Raw genomic sequence first — 19,495 nt, 5'->3', positions numbered from 1 at the left:
TATTAATCTTCGATTTTAAATATTTTCCAAAAATTTTGGAAAGCTGTGTTCCAATTTCTTTCTTGTTTTATCTTCTCTGCCATCTCTAGTTTCGTCTTCCATGAGAGTGGATTGTCCAAGTAAAATTCAATGGCTTCAGTCCACGCCTTAAGATCCTTTCCTTTACAGACTTTTCCAATATTCAGCGATCTGACTAGCTCTGAAGGCCCCCCAATATCTGAAACTATGGCGGGCACACCTGAAGCCATCGCCTCAAGAACGACATTTCCAAAGGTATCCGTGGTACTCGGGAAAACAAACAGAAAAGAAGAGGCATAAGCTTTACTCAGCTCTATTCCTGTCAAGACCCCAGTAAACACAGCGTCTGGCAGCAACTTCTGGAGCTCCTCTCTAAATGGACCTTCGCCAACAAAAGCTAGCGTAAATTGTTTTCCTTTATTCCACAAATGATGGGCTACGTCGGCTAAAAAGGCAAGTTCCTTTTCTTTTGAAATCCTTCCCACATAAAGAATCACCGGCTCTTTAGCCTTATATTTTTTCCAGAACGATGGATCATAAAAGGAAGGACTAAACCTATCCACATCAATGCCTCGAGGGAACAGGGAAAGTTTTTCGGCTGGAACACCCCTTTGAATCCAGCAGTTTTTATAAAATTCAGTGTTAACCAGAATTTTATTCAACTGACCGTAGAACCATTCCATGTATTTCCAAGTCAATGTCTCCATCCATGAATCATCACTAAGAAAACGGGCATACTGAGGGAAATCGGTATGATAGATACCTATCATTGGAATCTTAAGCAGTTTTCCAGCAAAGAGGGCGCATAAGCCGACGGGACCTGGAGTACTGATGAGCAGATGCGAAAAATCCTCTTTTTTTATATAATCGATTATTTCAAGAATAGGGGGAAAACTTAATTTTTGAAGCTTATATTCTGGAATTTCGAATTCTCCTATTGGCTCAAAATTTTGTACAGGAATATCCAGTTCTTTGAGTTTGCTTCTTGAAATAACCAACTTCAGTTGAGCCTTCGCTTGGAACGCTGTTTTTGCCATAGCTTGTATGGTTCGAGCCACCCCGTTGACATCATCGATCGTATCAGTAAACCATCCCACTTTGACCTCCGAAAGCTCCGTTGGTAGATGATTCAAATAGTCCTTTGCCAATTTTCTTAAGAAAGCTTTGTCAGTGGACTGTTCGTTAAAAGCCCAGAAATAAGGAAGTGCGGCTAAACCCAAAGGGAAAAAGCCAGCTAAGGACTGGAAAGCATCCAAAAAATCCCCTTTTTCTAGTCTTGTGACGAATTGAAGGAAGAATCTATAAGAAAGCTCATTCACTATTTTTGAAGCTATGCGAAACGAACGACTAATGGGGCTTTCCTTAGAATGAACAATAGCATCGAGCATTTCTTTGGTTTTCGAATCCGTCAAGAAATCAATGAACTGTTTGGTTAATGACGCCCCATCCGCTATCCTTACGTAATTAAAGGCCTGGCCAGTGCGAATTGCCTCAGCAATGTGTCCAACTTTTTCTGCAAAAGAAAAGGCGGTTGGATTTTGTCCTTTGACGAATCTTTCGGCAATCTTTCCAATTAGCTCAGCAGTTAAGGGAGCTGTCTGCTTCAGACGGCTCTGAGCGAATTTAAAGAACGTATTGTAAAAGCCGGTGGATACCTTTAATGGATCCCCTGGCTCCCCCGGACCCTTCCCTTTCCAGAAAAAAGGGAGTTAAAGAAAGTGTCCACACTTTCAGCTCCTGGCACTTCCGTCCAAGCTGACCCAACCGAAAGCCCTCCATGGTCATTGGAGCCCCCAATAAAAATCTTTTCATGGGCATTAGGAACTAAGGGAATAAGACAATGCCGCTTGGAGAGTTGTTCGATGCGTTCAGGAGTCAATGCGTTTAAACAAAGGGTGAGGACTTTCTGAGAAAGAGGTTCTAATGATCCGTTACAGACTTCAAATCCTTTAAAAAGAAGAACCATTTTTTCGAAATGCTCCACGGTAAGTTTGCCATTCACACTTTTTAAAGGATGCGCTACCGCATGGGGAATATTCCTTTTAAGAAGATAGCTGGAAAGCTCGTAGACGTTCGAGGCTAGTTCTTTAATACTCTTGAAATCACTCGTAGGAAAGTGCCAAATCAATAGATGGATCTCACAACCGTCAGGGAAAAAGGTAGATAATTCTACCCCCATAAATACATCCAAATGCCTTTCCATCAGCTCAAGACATCCCTCAATTCGGTTATGATCGGTAATAGTTTTCCAACGCATGCCTTCCTTTTGAAGCTTTCCATGAAGTTCTTGGGGAGACGTACAGCTTTGAGGAAAACCTATCCTTCTTAAAATCCATTCTGAAGGCCTATCTGAATAACTTGAATGTAGATGCAGATCAACTTTTGACCAGGCTTCCATAGGTCTCCGGATGCATTCCAAGTTCAAGAAAATCCTTAATGCTTTTTTCAACCTGCTTCCAGATTGCTGGATAATCACTATCTTCTGGATGCAGCCCTACACGCACATAGCGTTTTTTACTCAAAATGTTTCCCCGTTTTAGCCAGCTGTTCCACACAATGGAAGCAGCCCGACGCCAGGCCGATCTGTTGGACCAGCAATGAGAAAATGAAAAAATAGAAGAAGTTGAAGGATTTTCAAATAAAATAATGCGATCAATCGCTACCGTATACGCATACCCTACTTCCGGAAGCCACTCTAGCAAGGAAGCATCAAAAAGCCACCCTGGGGCAATGAATCCCCTAGTAGACCATCTAAGGCTCATAAACATTTTTTTCGCTTCCACTAGCCGCCTGAAAGCCACTTTTTTTTCAATACCTAAAAACTCAGCTTCTTGCTGAGTATAAATTCGTGTCCAGAATAACTCAGAGAGTTTATCTGTTCTATCCATCCTGTCGTGATAAAAACCATGGACGATTGTTTCGTCTCCTAAGCTAGCACAGGAACTTATCCATGAACAAAAACTGGGATCTTCGACAATCGATTTTTTATGATGATAAAAGGGAATGATGAGTAACCCCACCTTTTCGACTCCCCATGCAGCAAGAGTCTCTCTTTGTTTCTCAATTTTTTTTCTGTTCATGGGATGCACATCATGAAGAGTGACGAAAAGCAGATTTTCAGCCATATCCCTAAATCAATAATAGAGGATTTTCTTTTTTTACTTCGAATAGAGCAAAGGCCTTTTCTCTAAATCTTTTACGACCGTAAAAAGAAAAATTTTCGAAGGATAGTGCTCTTTATATTTTGTGACTTCCATGCAATTGATCACTTCAAATCCGAACCGACGGAAAAGAGCTGGCTTTCGTCTATCTCCAAAGACAACAATCTGGCCATAGACTTTTCGATGCCCTTTAGAAACTAAATAAGCCAAAAAACTATCTATCAGTCTTCGTGTCGTGGTGGGGCTTTTGACTGACTCTAACAGGTTAATATGAAAATGAGGGCAATCTTTTGGAGCCGGCGGGGTCTCTCTCCATCCTCTAGTGAGCACCCACTGGATATATTTTTTGGTTGCAGCATTATAGGGCTTAAAGAAATAACGGTAGCAAGCCTTAAAGAACAGTAAAGGATCATACAACAGATGATACCAGAACTTCCATCTAGGTTTGCAACAGCCAATAAGATAACCAACAACTTTTCCATTCATTTCACACACAAAGGCCGATTCCGGTTCAATGTCTGTATAGTAACGGGTAAGAAAATCGGCAAACAATTCTCTATCCTCAAATACTGGGTCAATAGGCTTTCCTAGGAAGCCAGTATCCGCACAGATAGTTCTAAGTGCTTCCCTATCTTTGCGACAATATTTGCGAATGATCACTTTGTTTGTTGGATCAGATGGCTCGATATTGTCGGTAGCTACTTTTTTAGCGGTGAGATTCATCGACGACTTGGCTTTGCAAACATTCTATAATACTTGGCTTTTCGGGCTCAGGAATTTCTCCATCAATCGCTTGCTGATAATACCCCCACAACTTGTCAAAGACCTGAGACCATCCATACTTTTCTCTAGTTTTCCTGGATAATTCCAACCCCAGCTTTCTTAAGTCTATTGCCTGAAAGGCTTTTATTGCAGCAGCAAAAGCTTTTGGACAATTTTTTTTCGGCCAGAATTCTAGCCCTCCTTCAATCTGCTCCTCCATATTCGTCCCTTGAATCCCGATAACAGGACACCCACAGGATTGACTTTCGATGGTAACCAGACCAAATGTTTCGACGATGCCTGGATGAACGAATAGATCTGCACAGCGATAACTACGACAAAGATCATATTTTGAATCAATATAAGGAATCCAGGTTATTCTTTGGTTTCTCCGCTGAACCTCTAATACAAGGCTTCTAAGAGGGCCATCTCCAATGATTAATAGCCAGTAATCGCTCCCAGCTTTCTCTTCAAGAAGACAACGAAAAGTTTCAAGAAGTAAAACAAGATTTTTTTCTTTGGAAAGTCTCCCAACATAAAGGAGCAGGAAAGCATCAGAAGGAATGCCCAAGTGCGCTCTCCAGCTTTCATCCTTCGGACCAGGACAGAAAATATCCGTATCCACTCCTAAGGGCAGAGGAACAGAATTAGCTAATCCCCAACTTCTAAGAAGCCCACATAGTTTATAAGAAGGGACAATGGTCAATTTAAATTTTGAAAAAAGTTCGAGGATGTAGCTTTTTGAAAAACTTCTAAACATTTGCTCCAACAGTCTGCCCCCATAGCGAGAAAAAGTTCTAAGATAGGCTTCTGGGAAATGGCTATGATAAAAGCCAATTACAGGAATTTTAAGCTTTTTTGCTTTTCTTAAGACAAACCATGCTAATTGGTAGGGATCACCGACTTCGATAATATCAGGTTTTATCTGTTCAAGAAGAAACGATATGGCCTGCAAATTGAGCATCGCTCTGTATCTGGAGTTCTTATCGAGCCTAGGAGATTTAATGGTAATGATGTGGACCAAATGCTCTGAATAATGGGAGTCATTTTCACCAGGAACAATTAAAAAATGCTCGTCTTTCCCAAGGCGTCGAATATGATCCTGTTTTTCAGAAAGATATCGTTTTACTCCTCCACTGCGAGGGGAATAAAACTGCGTTATATCGCATATTTTCATCTATTTATTTTTTTCTTCATATCCGATACCCACTACCATTTCTCCCAATATTGCTTTACCATCGCTCTAAATAAGAGTTATATAATGGCCGTATTAGGAAGAAAGTCCATTACAAATCCATAAAATAATAGTCTGATAAAAAAAATTTTCCATCCTATATATATTGTTTTTTTTGAATAGTTTTTACGACTTTACCCTACGTTCTCCTAAGCTAAAGCTCTCTATAAAAACGTTTATCAGAAGAAGATGGGAATAGCCTCATGCTTTTCAAGCCTCCTTGGAGAAGCTGGGAGGGCTACTGAAAAGTTACTGATAAAAGATAAGAAACTTCATCATTTATTTTTCTACAGATGATACAAATGAGAGAAAAAAAATATCCTATTCAAGGCATGTCTTTTGCTTATAATCCATAAGCTGAAGACAATATTTAAATTTTGCTCTTATAGATTTTTTTAATGGAAAAAAATTGCCTTTGGTTATACCTTGCACAAATATCCAACAAAGTTTCTTGTGTGCCTTTTCTTTCTTTAGGACTTATAGAACAATTATCCTTTTGATTTCTTTTTTTGTTGGATCAAATCCCTTCGCCTTTTCTGAGGATCTACAGCCAGGAAGTGTGGCTGAATTACAAAAGGCTCTTGAAGAAGGAGGCATTGCTGTAGAAACCAAGCCTCCAGTCCTTTCCCTTACTGGCTACTTAGACACAAGCTATACGTATAATTTTATTTCGGCTCATTCCGGAGCCAACAGAGCCATGACGGCTCAAATTCCCACACGCATGGAAAGCGATAGTATTGCGGGCGGCGGATGGAATTTGAATCAGGTTTATCTGGTAGCCGAAAAACCAATGTCTGAATTGAATGAGTGGCAGGCAGGTTTCAGGACGGATCTTATGATTGGACAGGATGCTGCATCTATGGGAATGCCAGACAATATTACTGGTTTAGGCACTGCGAATAATTCTGGTCTTGTCTTTAATACAGGTTCTTTTCTTTTAGCTCAGGCCTTTGCCCAGTTCAGAGTTCCAGTAGGCAATGGGTTAGATATAAAAATGGGGAAATTTATGTCGCCTTTTGCTTTTGAGCTGATGGAAAGACCCGCAAACCTCAACTTTTCTTATGGATTAATATTTTCAAATTTGATCCCCGAAATTTTAGTTGGGATCGAGGCTATCTATCCTTTGTCTAGTGCTTTTGAACTAACCTTAGGGATAACCGATGGGGGATTCAACACATCTAGAGGCGGCTATCCTTTTTTCGGTTTTGTGAACAATGAACCTTTTTCTTCGCTCTTTATTGCTTCTTTAAAATATGAAACTCCAAAAAAGAATGCCTTAGTGACTTCCTCTTTGCTATTTGGTCCGGATGGAGCAAATCCTCCCGGCTTTGGTTTCTATCCAGATTTTCCTGGAACTGGCGTATTCAGAGAAAGCCCATTTAATCGCTCAGCACCTTTTTTCCTCGGTGACATTTATGGGGCATGGATCCCTCAGATAACCAAAGATAGACTCCTTCTGGCAATGGAATATACTGGAGGCTTCTATAATGGGGGGGTAAGTCTGCCTAATGATCCCTTCATTCAACCTGCTTCTTCGGATTGGTTCGGAGCAAGCTTTTGGATGAAATACCAATTAACAGCATTTTTAAGCATTGCCTTTAGACAGGATTGGATACAAGGAAGCAATAATGAAATACTCTACCAGCATATTGGCAGAACAGATATCTGGAGTTCGACCCTTACCTTCCGATTTGATCTATGGGAGAACTTAATGATACGAGCAGAAGGAAGAATGGACTGGGGAAAAGACGTTGCTGGAGTGATCCTGGAACCTTTGGGGCTTCCTGGTGTACCTGTTTCCAATGGCCCCGCTTTCTTTGCCGCCATTGAAGTTGCTTACATGTTTTGGTAAAAAGTTGAAATTTCTGCTTCTTGTCCTTCTCCTCGCATGCAGTAGGTTTACATTATGAAAAACAAACAGGTAGTCCTTGTAAAAAAACCCGAAGGCCTCATCGATGAGTCCCATTTTTCAATTGTCTCTACCGACATCCCCTCTCCCAAAGACGGCGAGGTCTTGGTTAAAAATCGTTATGTTTCGATTGACCCTTATTTGAGGCTTCTCACCGAAGAACCAACCACATTTAGCAAAGGAGTAAAACCAGGAAACCGCATGGAAAGTTGGTCTGTAGGAGAAGTGGTGGAATCCAAGAGTCCAGTTTTTCATCCTGGTCAATACGTCTTGGGATATCTAGGATGGCAGGAATATGGTCTATCGAATGAAAGGGATCTGAGGCCAATCGATCCATCGATTGCCTCTTTGCCAGCTTTTTTAGGAGTGCTAGGGATGCCTGGAATAACGGCTTACCTTGGCATGTTTGATTATGGACAGCCGCAAGCGGGACACACGGTGTTGATATCTGCCGCCGCTGGAACGGTTGGGATGACTGCAGGACAATTCGCAAAGATGCATAGCTGTAAAGTTGTTGGAATAACTGATTCAGAAGAAAAGTGTCGGTTCCTCCTTGAGGAATTGAATTTTGATTATGCGATTAATGGAAAAAGAGAAAATTTGGAGGAAAAACTTAAGCAATGCGTTCCTGAAGGTATCGACCTCTATTATGATAATGTTGGGGGAGAAACGTTGGATACTGCTCTTCTTTTTCTCAGAAAAAATAGTCGAGTAGTCATCTGTGGGATGATTTCCCAGTATAATGTAAAAACTCCATATGCTATAAAAAATTTTGAACGGTTACATTCTGCACGGGCCACTCTCAAAGGATTCATTGTGGGAGATCGGACAGATAGATGGCCTGAAGCCATTAGAAAATTGGAAGCTTGGGTCAAGGAAAAGAAACTAAAGCATAAAGAAAATGTCTTTCATGGGCTAGAAAATGCTCCAAAGGCCCTTCACTCCATTTTTACCAATGCTCCTATAGGAAAGACTGTGGTCGAAGTCTGATTTCTATTTTTTTATCCTCTTTGCTTGAGCCAGAGGAAGAGGGATACTCGATCAGGATACAGGAAGAAAAAGCAACTCATTCAATAAGCTCCAAAAGAGCAAGTAAAGGAATTGGCACCCATGCCGGTCGACTCCCTAACTCATAACCTACCTCATAAACAGCTTTTTCAATTAAGAAGAAATCAAGTAAAGCAACGAAACTTTTCTCCGTTGAAGGTAATATTGGGCCAGATTGAACCCTCTTTCTATAAGAGTCTAAATATTTTTCGACTATTTTCGAATACCAGAAGGCTGCCAAGATCCTCTTAGAAGGGGTATCTATTGGACTAAAAAAAGAGTAAGCAGCATAATGGAAAGATCTAAGCATTCCTGCCACATCTTTTAAGGCAGGCCAGAGCATTTTTCTTTTGTCAATCGACCGGTTGGGTTCACCTTCAAAATCGATGATAAAATAATCTGATCCAGTCCACAAGACTTGCCCAAGATGATAATCTCCATGGATCCTTATTTTAAAAGGGGTTTCCTCTTCAAGCTCAGTTATTTTTTCTTTCAGTTTCTGGCAAATTCTCTCCGTTAAGGATTGGAATGAAAGGTTACGTTGAGATAGGATTTTCTGAAACCAAGGATTTGCCGACGCATTGATCCATTTTTTGTCGATCTGTTGCATGGCTTCTTCAAAAAGCATTTTTAGATCCGTTTTTTGTAGTGGTACCGGCTCGAATCCCTCGATGCCTTGAGCACTGCTTAAAGCAAGGTGTAGCTCGGCCGTTCTTTCTCCAAGATAAATAGCATCCAAACCAAAACAATCCTGATGGAATATTTCTATAGGAAAATGAGACAAGTCGCTGCTGCTAAGGATTTCTTGGGCAAATTTATGATATCTTTCTAAACAACTAAGAGCTCTTTTCCAACCATTGCCTTCATTAGGCACATATTTTGTCAACAAGCCAATGACATATTTACTACCATTGAGGAAGAATTCTATTTTTCCCAGATAGCTTGGAATATTGCCAAAAGTGGTCTTTTCGGTTAAAAAAGAAAGGATTTCAGATTCTGGATTCTCTCCTGCTTCAAGCTTCCTGTAGAGTTTGAAGAAAAACTTCTGATCGAAAATGTAGGAGCTATTAGATTGTTCAGTACCTAAAAATTGTCCTTTCTCCTTAAAGGAAATATCCTTTTGGTTAAAGAAAAGCTGCGAGCTACTCCCTCGTATACTGCCACGACGTCCTTTGCTTTCTTTTTCATGCACAATCAATTCCAAAAAGAGTTGGCTAATATGGTTATTGGCGGTCGCTTCAACCCAACAAAGGGCAAGATCCTCACAATAAAACAATATTTCCCTGCCACTGTGCTGAGCTTCGGGAAGACTTTTTCTTTGGAGAGGCAAAAGAAAAAGATCTTGAGCTTCAGGTCCTTTGTCATAGGTTATCCTAACAAAAAGCAGGCTAAATTCTTTCCTAAAAGGATCTAAAAAAATCTCCTCTTCGAATTCCAACTGGGTGATTGACTGGGATTTTGAAGAAAACCAGCGACAATGCGGTAAGTAGTCCTTTAGAGCTTTGATTGCAGCCTCTTTCCGTTGGGGAGTCTGACAAAAAAGCAAATCCATTTTTTTTACTTATGGGTTTTTGATTTTGTCGCTACAGCCCCTACCCATATTGCGAAAGCCGAAAAATATGAGCAGGACATATTTCAGGATCAAGTTTGACAAAATTCCAGTCCCCATGCCATGTATAGGTCACATCAACAAGAAGGTCCGTCAATTCATAAGGTTTTGAATCCTCTAATCCAACCAAAGAAGGAGCAAAATTAACCCAGCCCATCTCCACGTTCTTGCTCATGTTAACAACGATGAGAAGAGGGTCAGCATGCGCTGGGGCATCTTTCACATAAGCAAGAAGTCTAGGATTATCCGTTTGCACAAAACGAATATTATCAGTTCGCTGGAGAGCCACATTGTTTTTTCGAATATGATTTACCTTGCTAATAAAATCTTTGATGTTCCCAGGAGCGTCCCAATCCCATTTTTTAATCTCGTATTTCTCAGAATCTAGATATTCTTCCTTCCCTGGTTCAAGAGGAGTATTGACACAGAGCTCAAAGGCAGGACCATAGATGCCATAATTAGAACTCAACGTGGCCGCTAAAACATGGCGCATTTTAAAAACTGAAGGAGGCGCATATTGAAGGTAACAGGGTAAAATATCTGGGGTATTAGGCCAAAAATTAGGCCTAAAAAATTCGACAATTGGATAGGAAATCAACTCTTCCATATAAGCCTTTAATTCAGCTGGCGTAGATCTCCAGGTAAAATACGTATAACTTTGAGAGAAGCCTCTTTTTGCCAGTCCATAAAGCAACTTCGGTCTGGTGAAGGCTTCAGAAAGAAAAATTGTTTCAGGATACTCTTTTTTGAGCTCCCAAATGACCCATCGCCAGAATTCCAAAGGCTTAGTATGCGGATTGTCCACTCGGAAGATCTTGACTCCTTGATGAATCCAGAAAACGAATATACTCTTTAGTTCTTCCCACAAAGCTTCCCAATCATTTGTTTCGAAATCAAATGGAATAATGTCCTGGTATTTTTTTGGCGGGTTCTCCGCATATTGCACCGTTCCATCCGGCCTCCATTTGAACCAAGAAGGATGTTCGGTAACATAAGGATGGTCTGGAGAACATTGAAATGCAATATCCAATGCAACCTCTATGCCATACTGCGCTGCTTTTTCTACAAAATGCCTGAAGTCTTCTAGAGTCCCTAAAGCAGGATGAACCGCTTTATGTCCGCCCTCCTCTGATCCAATCGCCCAGGGACTACCGACATCCTCAGGGGTAGGTTCAAGAGAATTGTTTTTGCCTTTTCTTGCTTTTTTCCCAATAGGATGAATGGGAGGCAAATAGACAACATCAAAACCCATGGAAGCAATTTCTGGAAGTAGCCTTTCGCATTCTTTAAATGTCCCATGTCTTCCCGGTACAACGCTCCAAGATCTAGGGAAAAATTCATACCAACTGCTGAATTGGGCTTTTGGTCGTTCCACAAAAATCAAAAAAGGTTCCGTTGATTCCGAAGCTAAACTTCTATCTGGATATTTCTGAACCAGTTGTTGTAGAGCAGGATTTTTGGCTAAATGTACTCGTTGCAAAATAGACAGCCGTTCATTCTTAAGCTCTTCGATCCACCATTTCAACTCCTCATTGTGCGATAGAGCTAGAAAATTCTTTTCCAAAAGCTGCACCCCAATCAATAATTCTACCTCAAAATCCTTATCGTCTTCAGGAAGTTTATAGAGTTTTTCCAGCCAGTTTTGAAAATGATCAATCCATCCAATGACCTTCCCTTCATAAATTCCAAGCTTATTCAGAGGAAATGACACCTCCCACTCGTCGTTTCCACATTCCACCATAGGAATTTCATTCCATTGTTCCTCATTGATATGTTTGAAAGCAAAATGAACGGAAATCTTTTCATGCCCATCAGCAAAAACATGGGCTCTGATCGTCATCCTTTCTCCAATAATTCTTTTGAGAGGAAAACTGCCACAATCCACCCTTGGGAAAATGTGATCGATGACTATCCTTCTTCTGCCATCAGTAGGAATGAGAGCTCTGTCCAGCAAATAGCTAGAGAGATTCTTCTTCATGATCAACGTCTCTTCATTTTTTCCAGGTGCTATAAATTGAAGCGCTTCTTACTTCGTAGGATGTTAGCTGAAAGCAATATCGCAAGCCAAAAATCTATCCTTTAAAAAATGTTACCAACAGAGAACGACTCATTGAATAGACTTTTTATCCAATCGTTTGCTTTCCTAAAAAAAGAGTTTTTTAAGAAAGACCAAAGGGGAAAAGTCCATCCTCGCCACGAAATCGATACTTTTTTGTGTCCTTTTCGAAATCTTCGCTAGTCGTATTAGAATTTTCTTCAAAAAAATCTTCTTCTGCTTGAATCAATTGAATAGTAGACAGCTTCCTATCGATCTGTTCTAATTTCTGCTCGATTCTATCAAACCGCTCATTAAGGTGTTGATCAAGCTGGTCAATACGCTCAAGCACTAATTTCATAAGATACTGAATCTCATCTTGAGAACTGTCTGATTTGAGATTTTCAGTCCATGTTCGATTCAAAAAATCGATTTGTTTTTTAAAAGACTCAAGCCTATGCTCCAAATACCACCTAAACCCTAAAAAGAGAACAGCACAGCTAACAATGCCTATACAAATCAATTCGATGCTATATGAATCCACTAAAAACGATTTCATAATTTGTTCCTTACTTTCATGATATGAAATAAATTTATAATTAAAAGCGTCTTTTATTTTTTTTTCTAAAATCGTTATTCTTCCCCTTGTTCTTTCTTCATTGATATAGTAAACCCAAAAAAAACATATAAGTTCGATGCCTTTCTTTTGGAAAATATTTCTGTTCGTAGTATTGACATTCCTTTCTTTAGGCGGATGCACTGGAGAGCAACAAGCTTCTTTTGCAAAAAATAAAATTGAAGAATACAAGCAAAATCCGACAAAAGAAAACAAAGAAGAAGCACAAGCCGCTCTTGCCGAACTCGATGCTGCAATCTACAAGCTGGAAGCTCAAATTTCAAAAGAAGAGGGAGAAACAAAAAAAGAAGATCAGAGGCGCTTAAACGATTTGAAAAAGAAAAGAGCAGAATTAAGTTCAGATTTTACAAAAGCCAAAGCTGATGCATTGCTAAAAGATATAAAAGACTTTTTTCAAAATCCTCCCTTTTTCAATAAAACAAAAGATAATAAAAATCCATAGTTTATTGTAGTTCTAGGAGATCAAAGGAAGAAAGCCTGAATCCACAAATTAGTACACAGGAGATTGTGCGAGGCGAGTCGAAGGCTTGCTCCTTTTTTGAATGGTAGAGTTCTGTGGTGGGATAACCACTCTCTCATAGGCAAGCCGATAAAGTTTCACCTTCGAATATTCCTTTGGCCAAAGTTGCCAAAGGGAAGCTTTCTGATAAAAATCTGAATACCATTTTCCTTTGTAATAGATCTCCATGTGTCCGTAATGACTTTTTTTCCTAGGATAAAGAATATGGACATCGAAATCCCTTGGCTGTGCTTGTGGAGACTGCTCCCTATATAATCCTGTTTTAACCAATGCTTCTCCATATTCCTTGGCATAATCCTTTCGATCTAATGGTCTGCCAATAAGTTTTTCAATGCATGTGCGGACTACCCGAGCACACATCCCCCTGATGTTTTTCTTCTTTTTGGTAAAGACGATTCAAATTCTTTTTTATTAACAATGACGACATTGTTGGCACATGGAGGAGTAAAGGATTTAATTTTTTTGCAAGGCTCTTTTGAAGCTTTTGCAAAAAGCTGCTCTGTTCTACCTAAAAAAAGAAAAGCGATAATGCCAACCAAAAGATAAACAGAGAATCTAGAACCCATACTGGGTTTGATTATTTGCCAAATATTTTAATGGAAAGCAATCTTTTTCTATTCACTCAGCCAAAGTGAAACTAACCTTAGGGTAGGATGGGCACCTGGATTTAAACTAGCTCAGTGAGTAGAAAGCAGTGATTACTTTTCCAACAAGATATTTTTGACAGAACGAAAAATTGTTTTAAGAATATGGAGGGTGGCTTCCATTGGAACCATCCAAAATAGAGGGAGGCAGCTAGGAGTTGTAGAATAAAGTATTAAAGAACGAAACCTGCCCCACCGATTCCTAGGTGTCAAGACAGTGGGCCAATACATATATCCTAGGAGTATAGTTGGGACCTTAGACAGAAGAAAGGATTTTGCTATAGAAACTTTCACCACTGTTTCTCTTCCTCAACCTTCAGTAGATCAGCTCTTTACTGTAGCCAATCGTAAGGCTTTTTTAATCGATGTCCCAATGAAAAAAGTTCTTGGAATGATCGATCTTGGCTATATGGGCAATATTGTTCTTAGTTCTGACCGTAAGTTTCTCTATGCTGTAGAAACATTTTATAGTAGAGGAACAAGAGGCATTAGAACCGATGTAATCACTGTCTATGATACGAAAACTCTATCGGTCCTCCACGAAATAGAAATCCCTCCAAAACGCTTCCTTTGTGTGATTAAAAAAAACACTCAAGCATTGAGTGGTGATAACCGTTTCCTTCTTGTATGCAATATTAGCCCAGCTAGTTCGGTCAGTGTGGTCGATCTGCACCAACAAAAACTCGTTATGGAGATTCCCACTCCAGGTTATGTTCTGCTTTATCCGTATGAAACTAGACGTTTTGCAATGATTGGACAGGATGGAGGCCTATTGCTTCTTTCATTAAACAAAGAAGGTCAGGTAGAAGAAAAAAAGCGTATTTTCCCTGGTTTTTCCTTGGCTGATCCTATATTCGAGCATGGGATCTATCTGAAAAGCACAAACCAATACTATTTCGTTTCCTACGAAGGGATGCTTTTGTCTTTGAGTCTTTCTGGATTAAGTGCAACATGGGAACAAAAATGGAATATAGCTTCTGGTAGTGGCTGGAGACCCTGTGGTTGGCAGCTTTTGAGTTGCGATCCAGAGGAAAGATATTTTTACATTCTTATGCACAAAGCAGCCAAGGGAAAGCATAAGGACAGTGGAACCGAAGTTTGGGAAATTGGAAGAGCCGATGGGGTGGTCAAAAGAAAAATAGCTTTAGACCGACCGGTAGATTCCATTCGCATCGTAGCCAAAGAAGAAACTTTACTCTGCGGTCTTTGTCGTAAAGCCTATTTGGATATTTACGATCTTCGCAATGGAACCAAAACCGCAGCGATAGAAGAATTAGGAGAAGAAGCCCTCCTACTTATAGGTTATGATGGCTAAAGAAAATGAATAATCCCATCCTACAAAATACTATTGAGTATTTTTTCTTTGACCTTTTTCTGTATTCTGCCATCCAAAAGATGCTCCATTTTTCTCCTTTTACTCGATCCGTAGAAGGCTACCAACTTTTGCCAAGGTACCTTGTCGTTCCTTTATCGATCCTCATTCTCCTCTTTGAAATGGGAGCAGCCGGCTCTTTTCTTTTTATCCCTAAGCAAGCTGGTGTTTCTTTAGCACTCGGCCTTTTAATAAGCTTTTCATTAGCTGTTTTAGTTAATCTGCTTCGGGGACATAAAACGATCGATTGCGGCTGTTTTGGCCCTTCAACAGAGGCCTACTCATGGATGATTCTTGCTAGAAATTTTATTTTATGCAGTATCTTGGTCCTTCTCTATCTTCTTCCTTTAGCTCCTCGGTTTCCCACATTCTGGGAACGAATATTTTCTTTTTGGATGGGTACTGTTTTTTTCATCATTTTTTCAGGTTGGAACCAAATCATTACCAATGCTGCTCAACCTTTATTGAAAAAAAAGATGCTTTATGACTGAACTGCTTATTGGTTCTCTTATTCTTTCGTGGGTGGCAATCGGCTTTTTAGCCCTCGTTGTTCTTGCCCTTGCTCGACAGATTGGCATCCTTCACGAAAGGATCGCCCCACTAGGGGCCTTGTCATTTCAGGGAGGAATCAAGGTTGGGGAAAAGTCTCCATTGTTCGAATTAAAAGACGTGGATCAGAATCGACCTCAAGTACGAATCGGAGGGGAACATCCTCTAAAAAAAAATAGCCTCCTATTATTTGTTTCTCCTTCCTGTCCAATTTGTAAGAAGCTTCTACCAGGTGTAGCTTCTTTGAGTCGATCCTTCCACAATTTAGATATCATCTTTGCCAGTGATGGAGACAGTCTTGCTGCCCATCAACAGTACAGAGCCTCCACATTCCTATCCCCATTCCCTTATGTCCTTTCAAGAGAACTTGGGGTTGCCTTCGGAGTGAGTGCCCTGCCCTACGCGATTTATCTTGACGCAGAAGGGAAAGTTATGGCAAAAGGACTTGTGAACAATTTAGAGCAGCTAGAAGGATTGCTCCATCATGCTCAAAATCAGAGAGAAGAATCAAAGGAAGGCCTAGAGCTGTCCCTTTCCAAAAAAGGCTTTTCGAGATCCCCAGACTATAAAAACACCAATCAACCAGCATGAATTGGATCGATCGGCTTGTCGAGTTCTGGTCACGCCGTCTTGCCCTACGTGGTTCAAGGCGGGGCTTTCTGACTTCTTTGGCTTTATTTTTGGGAGCAGCCTGCAAACTCCTACCAGCTCCCATAGAACGCACTCAAAAACAAAGCACCGATCCAGAAACGAAGGAACTGACAGAGAGTACAAACAATGAGTCTTCCTGCTCCTACTGGAGATATTGTAGTATCGACGGATTTCTTTGCAGCTGTTGTGGCGGAGGAGTCACGGCCTGCCCACCGGGAACCTTCCCTTCTCCAACCCACTGGGTCGGAAGCTGCAGAAATCCACAGGATGGCAAACAGTATCTGATTTCGTATAGGGATTGCTGTGGAAAGGGATTCTGCGGGAGGTGCTACTGTCGACAGACCAATGAAGCAGAAATGCCTGTTTATCAAATCAACCGGAATAACGATACGATCTGGTGTTTTGGAGCACCGAACATGATGTATCATTGTACTGGAGCTTCCATCTTAGGAATAGCTCAAGATTCTCCTAATGAATGAATAGGAAAAATGCCTTCTTTTTGCCTTTTCGATGGTATCCCTCTAAATGGTATGGAATCTTCCATGAGGACATGGCGAGGAGTTTATTGCCTATTGTATTTTTTTCTGCTTTAGCTTTTTTTTCCATTTCCTCACAAATGTTGTTAGCCATACCAAGAGAACAGGCACTATATTTCCTTCACTGTGCAGGCTGTCATGGATTAAAAGGAGAAGGAATCGCTGGGGTCTCTCCTCAAATTGCCCAAACGATCGACTTTTTCCTCCTAAGTCCTGAGGGCAGAAAATATGTCATCCAAGTTCCTGGGGTTGCTTTTTCTTCAATACCCGATGATGCCCTTGCAGAGCTGTTAAACTGGCTTATTTTGAATTTTGGTCAGACTAAAAGAAAATTTCAAAAATACACAACTCAAGAAGTGGCAGTTGCAAGAAAAGAACCCTTGCTTGACGTTGATGAGACAAGAAAAAGGATTTTGCAAACCCTGCCAGATAAAATCACCCTAATCAAATCCTGGCAACGCTACGCCACATTCAATACAAAGAGTACCAAATAGGAAGAGGGGGATTTTGAAAAAACCAATTTTGATACATGAAAAAGGAAAGAGCCTTTTCTAGAAATTTTGGTTGTAATCGATTGGGTATAAAAGCAAAATAAATAACTTCTGAGAAGAACATTTTCATAGCCCTCGTGGCGGAATGGCAGACGCACAGGACTTAAAATCCTGTGAACCGAATAGGTTCGTGCGGGTTCGAGTCCCGCCGAGGGCAGTTTTTTCTTCCAAAGTCTACCTCGAAATCCACCTCCATTGAAGAGCAGAATGTAAAGTGGCCCCAGTGCTTGCTAATGAGTTTCAATTTTTTCATAACTATGGCATCATAGCTATGGTATAAAAGAGGGGTGGGACAATGAGCAATGAACTTTTAAGAAAAGCTGCTGCTGTTTGGGATGATCCAAATGAGTCTATGGAAAGTGTCGAAGCACGCATTCACGATGGAGTTCCAAAAGAGAAACTTACTGAGCGGGCGGATAGCTATGTAAATATTGCTTTCAATCTTTTTCCTTATATCCAGTTTCCTACAAATGGCGTCATCCTCGAGATTGGATCTGGCCTTGGGTATATTATGGAAGCACTGCATCGGGCATTGCTAGCCCACTCCACTCCTGCCCAATCTATTATAGGGCTAGATATTGCTCAAAACATGATTGCTAAGGCAGAAAAAAGGCTACAGAAAAAAACCACCCTTTTGCTTCCTTCACTATGATGGAGTCCATATCCCTCTTCCTGATCAAAGCATCGATCTTATCTTTAGTGTTGCAGCACTACAACATATTCCTAAACCGTTTGTTTATAATTTATTTTTTGAAATCAAACGCCTTCTTAAGCCTTCGGGCTTTGCCATTTTTCAGATCTTTTCCTTTCAAAGTTTTGTGCTTCAAGAAATGAATCAAGAAAAATGGTTCGAGGAAATAAAACGCCAAATTACTGGGAAAAAAACTCATTGGCATTATTTCTATGCCAAAGAAGAACTAGAAATAGTATTAAGATATGGGACAGGTTTTTCTGCTGTCGACATACGGGATGGAGGGGGCAGTTATTGGACATGCGCACATTGTCACTAATGAATAGAATCAACAAACTGTCTGTCCAAGTTGGTATTTTCATAGCTGCAGAAAAAATGGTTTTCTAGCAGAGAAGCAAACTATAAGTGGCAACTGGCTATACATCATGGGTTACTTTTAGCTCCAGGCTACAGGCTACAACAGTTTGAGGATCCTAGCCAATCATTCCTTCTCATCAAGCACCAGTTTTCGGATCTGAGTAAATCTATTCTTCAAGCAAAGGGAAACGAGCGCTAAAAGGACTTTCACAAAGTGTTAGATCGGTCTTAAGAGAGCAGTTTCTTGCACATAACGTAAGGCCCCATAGATTCCTAAAAAGGGCGTAACTACCACAATGATTGGTATAGTCTTCAGAAAATAAGAAAGTCGTCCTTTATCACAGAATGATTCGATAAAAAGAGGTTCTTTTAATTTTTCTACCATATGGGGGACTATGCCCCCAGCAATGTAAACTCCCCCAGAGGCTAAGAATTTCAGAGCTAAATTTCCAGCCTCAGCCCCAAGTAAGGATACGAAAAGATCGAGAGTTTGAACGCACAAAGAAGAATCCTTGGCCAGACCATGAGAAGTGATAGATTGGGGAGGATCTTCACTCTTTTCTATCTCTTCATCTATTTTTTGCAAATATTCCCTTTCAGTTGATTGCAAATAGCGATAAATATTTAAAAGACCAGGTCCTGAAAGCACCCTTTCATAACTCACATGTCCAAAGAGACGATGCAAATACCTAAACAAGCCAATTTCTAATTCATTCCTTGGAGCAAAATCAACATGCGCGCCTTCAGAAGGGAAAGGGACATACCGTCCATTTTCCCATCTTAAGCCTGCTTCTCCAAGGCCTGTGCCAGGTGCAATCAATGCTTTACAACCTTTGCTGGAGGCTTTTCCATCCTGAATAATAACGCTATCTTTAGCCCCTAAAACAGTGATTCCATAAGCAGCAGCTTCTAGGTCATTTATTAGAAAAGTATGCTTTGTCCCACAGACTTCGCTGAGCTTTTCGATTTCAATCGACCAGGGTAAATTCGTCAGCTGGACTTTCCCATCGATGACAGGACCAGGAAAACCAAAACAGGCCGCTTGCGGCACAACCTTCGTCTTTTTTAAATACTCTCCCACGAGCTGTTGAAAATCGGACACCTCTTTACTCTTGAAATACTCAACATGCCAAAGAGATTCTTTAGAATCGACAGACTCAAAAAGCGCAAGTCGGATATGCGTTCCTCCTATATCTCCAACAAGTATCATGA

At 40.5% G+C, this 19,495-nt stretch carries 20 protein-coding genes, 1 tRNA gene and 1 pseudogene; 12 read left to right on the top strand and 10 right to left on the bottom strand.

Annotated elements, in window-relative coordinates; genetic code table 11:
* Positions 1–2 precede the first annotated feature (2 nt).
* The 5 genes from kam1_RS10355 to kam1_RS01535 all read right to left on the bottom strand — a co-directional run bounded on the left by kam1_RS10355 (position 3) and on the right by kam1_RS01535 (position 5,118).
* Positions 3–1,406 (bottom strand): glycosyltransferase family 4 protein, encoded by a 1,404-nt coding sequence (locus tag kam1_RS10355; protein ID WP_244946109.1) that lies wholly within the window; start codon positions 1,404–1,406, stop codon positions 3–5.
* A gap of 269 nt (positions 1,407–1,675) precedes the next feature.
* Positions 1,676–2,416, bottom strand: a complete 741-nt coding sequence (locus kam1_RS10350; RefSeq protein ID WP_244946108.1) for a PHP domain-containing protein — start codon at positions 2,414–2,416, stop codon at positions 1,676–1,678.
* Positions 2,394–3,143: a DUF2334 domain-containing protein gene (locus kam1_RS01545; RefSeq protein WP_143958200.1), complete on the bottom strand. Its 750-nt coding sequence runs from the start codon at positions 3,141–3,143 to the stop codon at positions 2,394–2,396. The genes kam1_RS10350 and kam1_RS01545 overlap by 23 nt, the downstream gene beginning before the upstream one ends.
* A gap of 33 nt (positions 3,144–3,176) precedes the next feature.
* Entirely contained in the window at positions 3,177–3,902 is a 726-nt protein-coding gene (locus kam1_RS01540) for a hypothetical protein (RefSeq protein WP_039721951.1), read from the bottom strand.
* Entirely contained in the window at positions 3,886–5,118 is a 1,233-nt protein-coding gene (locus kam1_RS01535; RefSeq protein ID WP_039721952.1) for a glycosyltransferase, read from the bottom strand. Before kam1_RS01535 ends, kam1_RS01540 begins: the two co-directional genes overlap by 17 nt.
* Before the next feature lie 553 nt (positions 5,119–5,671).
* Between kam1_RS01535 and kam1_RS01530 the strand changes: the two genes are divergently transcribed.
* Positions 5,672–7,027, top strand: coding sequence for an outer membrane beta-barrel protein (locus tag kam1_RS01530; protein ID WP_235277566.1), 1,356 nt, complete (start codon positions 5,672–5,674; stop codon positions 7,025–7,027).
* A 54-nt stretch (positions 7,028–7,081) separates the two neighbouring features.
* Positions 7,082–8,074, top strand: coding sequence for an NADP-dependent oxidoreductase (locus kam1_RS01525; protein ID WP_052250530.1), 993 nt, complete (start codon positions 7,082–7,084; stop codon positions 8,072–8,074).
* A 76-nt stretch (positions 8,075–8,150) separates the two neighbouring features.
* Here the strand turns inward: kam1_RS01525 and kam1_RS01520 are convergent, their stop codons facing one another.
* The 3 genes from kam1_RS01520 to kam1_RS01510 all read right to left on the bottom strand — a co-directional run bounded on the left by kam1_RS01520 (position 8,151) and on the right by kam1_RS01510 (position 12,334).
* Positions 8,151–9,683 carry a maltokinase N-terminal cap-like domain-containing protein gene (locus tag kam1_RS01520; RefSeq protein ID WP_039721954.1) on the bottom strand — a complete coding sequence of 511 codons (1,533 nt, stop codon included), beginning with the start codon at positions 9,681–9,683 and terminating at the stop codon, positions 8,151–8,153.
* A gap of 40 nt (positions 9,684–9,723) precedes the next feature.
* The gene (locus kam1_RS01515; RefSeq protein ID WP_039721955.1) at positions 9,724–11,718 is read right to left on the bottom strand and encodes an alpha-1,4-glucan--maltose-1-phosphate maltosyltransferase; all 1,995 of its coding nucleotides are present in this window, start codon (positions 11,716–11,718) and stop codon (positions 9,724–9,726) included.
* Between the two features lie 181 nt (positions 11,719–11,899).
* Positions 11,900–12,334: a hypothetical protein gene (locus tag kam1_RS01510; RefSeq protein ID WP_039721995.1), complete on the bottom strand. Its 435-nt coding sequence runs from the start codon at positions 12,332–12,334 to the stop codon at positions 11,900–11,902.
* A gap of 136 nt (positions 12,335–12,470) precedes the next feature.
* Here kam1_RS01510 and kam1_RS01505 point away from each other — a divergent pair, with 136 nt between their 5' ends.
* The gene (locus kam1_RS01505; protein ID WP_079254284.1) at positions 12,471–12,854 is read left to right on the top strand and encodes an enzyme of heme biosynthesis; all 384 of its coding nucleotides are present in this window, start codon (positions 12,471–12,473) and stop codon (positions 12,852–12,854) included.
* 48 nt (positions 12,855–12,902) lie between these two features.
* Here the strand turns inward: kam1_RS01505 and kam1_RS01500 are convergent, their stop codons facing one another.
* On the bottom strand, positions 12,903–13,292 hold the full coding sequence (locus tag kam1_RS01500) for a hypothetical protein (RefSeq protein ID WP_143958199.1): 390 nt from the start codon (positions 13,290–13,292) through the stop codon (positions 12,903–12,905).
* A 501-nt stretch (positions 13,293–13,793) separates the two neighbouring features.
* Here kam1_RS01500 and kam1_RS01490 point away from each other — a divergent pair.
* The 9 genes and pseudogenes from kam1_RS01490 to kam1_RS10345 all read left to right on the top strand — a co-directional run bounded on the left by kam1_RS01490 (position 13,794) and on the right by kam1_RS10345 (position 18,245).
* Positions 13,794–14,891 (top strand): amine dehydrogenase large subunit, encoded by a 1,098-nt coding sequence (locus tag kam1_RS01490; RefSeq protein ID WP_235277569.1) that lies wholly within the window; start codon positions 13,794–13,796, stop codon positions 14,889–14,891.
* Positions 14,892–14,896: 5 nt separating this feature from the next.
* Positions 14,897–15,439 carry a MauE/DoxX family redox-associated membrane protein gene (locus tag kam1_RS01485; protein WP_052250531.1) on the top strand — a complete coding sequence of 181 codons (543 nt, stop codon included), beginning with the start codon at positions 14,897–14,899 and terminating at the stop codon, positions 15,437–15,439.
* The gene (locus kam1_RS01480) at positions 15,432–16,088 is read left to right on the top strand and encodes a thioredoxin-like domain-containing protein (RefSeq protein ID WP_039721957.1); all 657 of its coding nucleotides are present in this window, start codon (positions 15,432–15,434) and stop codon (positions 16,086–16,088) included. Before kam1_RS01485 ends, kam1_RS01480 begins: the two co-directional genes overlap by 8 nt.
* A complete protein-coding gene (locus tag kam1_RS01475; RefSeq protein ID WP_039721958.1) occupies positions 16,085–16,627 on the top strand; it encodes a methylamine dehydrogenase light chain in 543 nt (180 codons plus the stop codon). The genes kam1_RS01480 and kam1_RS01475 overlap by 4 nt, the downstream gene beginning before the upstream one ends.
* 71 nt (positions 16,628–16,698) lie before the next feature.
* The gene (locus kam1_RS01470; protein WP_172616750.1) at positions 16,699–17,178 is read left to right on the top strand and encodes a c-type cytochrome; all 480 of its coding nucleotides are present in this window, start codon (positions 16,699–16,701) and stop codon (positions 17,176–17,178) included.
* 128 nt (positions 17,179–17,306) lie between these two features.
* A tRNA-Leu gene (locus kam1_RS01465) sits at positions 17,307–17,392 on the top strand.
* Between the two features lie 138 nt (positions 17,393–17,530).
* On the top strand, positions 17,531–17,887 hold the full coding sequence (locus kam1_RS01460; RefSeq protein WP_039721959.1) for a class I SAM-dependent methyltransferase: 357 nt from the start codon (positions 17,531–17,533) through the stop codon (positions 17,885–17,887).
* Positions 17,829–17,969, top strand: a pseudogene (locus tag kam1_RS11185) (methyltransferase domain-containing protein); the annotation flags it as partial. The gene kam1_RS01460 and the pseudogene kam1_RS11185, both read left to right, overlap by 59 nt.
* A 96-nt stretch (positions 17,970–18,065) precedes the next feature.
* Complete coding sequence (locus kam1_RS10345) at positions 18,066–18,245, top strand: hypothetical protein (RefSeq protein WP_235277571.1); 180 nt, start codon at positions 18,066–18,068, stop codon at positions 18,243–18,245.
* Between the two features lie 255 nt (positions 18,246–18,500).
* On the opposite strand, the gene glk is transcribed toward kam1_RS10345, so the two are convergent.
* Positions 18,501–19,493, bottom strand: coding sequence for a glucokinase (gene glk / locus kam1_RS01450; protein WP_052250533.1), 993 nt, complete (start codon positions 19,491–19,493; stop codon positions 18,501–18,503).
* Positions 19,494–19,495: the final 2 nt, after the last annotated feature.

It is taken from the genome of Methylacidiphilum kamchatkense Kam1 (genome assembly GCF_007475525.1).
In the GTDB taxonomy this organism is placed as follows: Bacteria; Verrucomicrobiota; Verrucomicrobiia; order Methylacidiphilales; family Methylacidiphilaceae; genus Methylacidiphilum; species Methylacidiphilum kamchatkense.
This window is presented reverse-complemented; position numbering and strand designations above follow the sequence as displayed.

Bases quoted from the DNA above. Each gene is read 5' to 3' on its own strand.
- kam1_RS10355 (WP_244946109.1), bottom strand. From the start codon at position 1,406: ATGCTCGATGCTATTGTTCATTCTAAGGAAAGCCCCATTAGTCGTTCG.
- kam1_RS10350 (WP_244946108.1), bottom strand. From the start codon at position 2,416: ATGGAAGCCTGGTCAAAAGTTGATCTGCATCTACATTCAAGTTATTCA.
- kam1_RS01545 (WP_143958200.1), bottom strand. From the start codon at position 3,143: ATGGCTGAAAATCTGCTTTTCGTCACTCTTCATGATGTGCATCCCATG.
- kam1_RS01540 (WP_039721951.1), bottom strand. From the start codon at position 3,902: ATGAATCTCACCGCTAAAAAAGTAGCTACCGACAATATCGAGCCATCT.
- kam1_RS01535 (WP_039721952.1), bottom strand. From the start codon at position 5,118: ATGAAAATATGCGATATAACGCAGTTTTATTCCCCTCGCAGTGGAGGA.
- kam1_RS01525 (WP_052250530.1), top strand. From the start codon at position 7,082: ATGAAAAACAAACAGGTAGTCCTTGTAAAAAAACCCGAAGGCCTCATC.
- kam1_RS01520 (WP_039721954.1), bottom strand. From the start codon at position 9,683: ATGGATTTGCTTTTTTGTCAGACTCCCCAACGGAAAGAGGCTGCAATC.
- kam1_RS01515 (WP_039721955.1), bottom strand. From the start codon at position 11,718: ATGAAGAAGAATCTCTCTAGCTATTTGCTGGACAGAGCTCTCATTCCT.
- kam1_RS01510 (WP_039721995.1), bottom strand. From the start codon at position 12,334: ATGAAATCGTTTTTAGTGGATTCATATAGCATCGAATTGATTTGTATA.
- kam1_RS01505 (WP_079254284.1), top strand. From the start codon at position 12,471: ATGCCTTTCTTTTGGAAAATATTTCTGTTCGTAGTATTGACATTCCTT.
- kam1_RS01500 (WP_143958199.1), bottom strand. From the start codon at position 13,292: ATGTGTGCTCGGGTAGTCCGCACATGCATTGAAAAACTTATTGGCAGA.
- kam1_RS01485 (WP_052250531.1), top strand. From the start codon at position 14,897: ATGAATAATCCCATCCTACAAAATACTATTGAGTATTTTTTCTTTGAC.
- kam1_RS01480 (WP_039721957.1), top strand. From the start codon at position 15,432: ATGACTGAACTGCTTATTGGTTCTCTTATTCTTTCGTGGGTGGCAATC.
- kam1_RS01475 (WP_039721958.1), top strand. From the start codon at position 16,085: ATGAATTGGATCGATCGGCTTGTCGAGTTCTGGTCACGCCGTCTTGCC.
- kam1_RS01470 (WP_172616750.1), top strand. From the start codon at position 16,699: ATGGCGAGGAGTTTATTGCCTATTGTATTTTTTTCTGCTTTAGCTTTT.
- kam1_RS01460 (WP_039721959.1), top strand. From the start codon at position 17,531: ATGAGCAATGAACTTTTAAGAAAAGCTGCTGCTGTTTGGGATGATCCA.
- kam1_RS10345 (WP_235277571.1), top strand. From the start codon at position 18,066: ATGAATCAAGAAAAATGGTTCGAGGAAATAAAACGCCAAATTACTGGG.
- glk (WP_052250533.1), bottom strand. From the start codon at position 19,493: ATGATACTTGTTGGAGATATAGGAGGAACGCATATCCGACTTGCGCTT.